The 810-nt window shown below is 67.5% G+C and carries 1 protein-coding gene; it reads right to left on the bottom strand.

Annotated features, from left to right (window positions below; translation table 11 throughout):
• Nucleotides 1–107: 107 nt before the first annotated feature.
• The coding region (locus tag L981_RS32855) for a 3-beta hydroxysteroid dehydrogenase (protein WP_043627108.1) at nt 108–810 on the bottom strand (703 nt) is incomplete at its 5' end.

Raw genomic sequence — 810 nt, 5'->3', positions numbered from 1 at the left:
CTCCCCGCCTGCGGGGAGAGATGTCCGGCAGGACAGTGAGGGGCACGCGCTCACGGGGCGGAGGGAGCATCCGCTACCGCGCCTGCGGATTCCACGGGTTCCTCGTTTCAAGCGTAATAGGCGGCCTGATCCAGATCGGAGAGCAGATCAGGACCGATGGGTCGCCACCCGAGCACGGCGCGGGTATGGGCGCTGGATGCCGCCATGTTGCCGCCGGCCATGCCGGCAAACCAGCCGAAATGCGCGCGCGGGCGGGCTTCGACCGGCAGGCCGAGATTTCGGCCGATGATCTCGGCGATCTGTCGGAACGGGACCTTTTCGTCCGCCACGGCGTGGTAGACGCTCTCGCTCGTGCCGCTTTCGAGCGCAAGCCGATAGACGCGTGCTGCATCATCCCGGTAGACGCCCGACCAGCAATTGGCGCCGTCATCCAGATAGGCCGAGACGCCGGTCTGGCGCGCCAGGCGCACGAGGATAGGGATGAAACCGTAATCGCCGAGGCCGTGAACGGAAGGCGCGAGCCGGACCGTTGCCGTCCGGACGCCGCGCTCGGCAAGGGCACGGGCGGCGGCTTCGGATTTGCGCGGCACGGCGGCATTGGGGCGATCGGTTTCCCTCGCGCCGGGCGGCAGACCGGCAAGACCCGAGGTCACCAAAAGCGGCCGATCCGACCCGCCGAGAACCTCGCCCAGAAGCGCGATGACGCGCTGATCCTCGGCCGAACTTTCCAAAAAACTGGAAAAATCCTGGTCGAGCGGGCCGTGGACGAAGTCGTGCCGGAAGGCCGTGTGGATGACGGCATCGGCTTGG

Source organism: Ensifer sp. ZNC0028 (assembly GCF_000799055.1).
Lineage (GTDB): Bacteria > Pseudomonadota > Alphaproteobacteria > Rhizobiales > Rhizobiaceae > Ensifer.
Note: the sequence above shows the minus strand (reverse complement) of the source record. Positions and strands in the feature narration are given on the sequence as shown.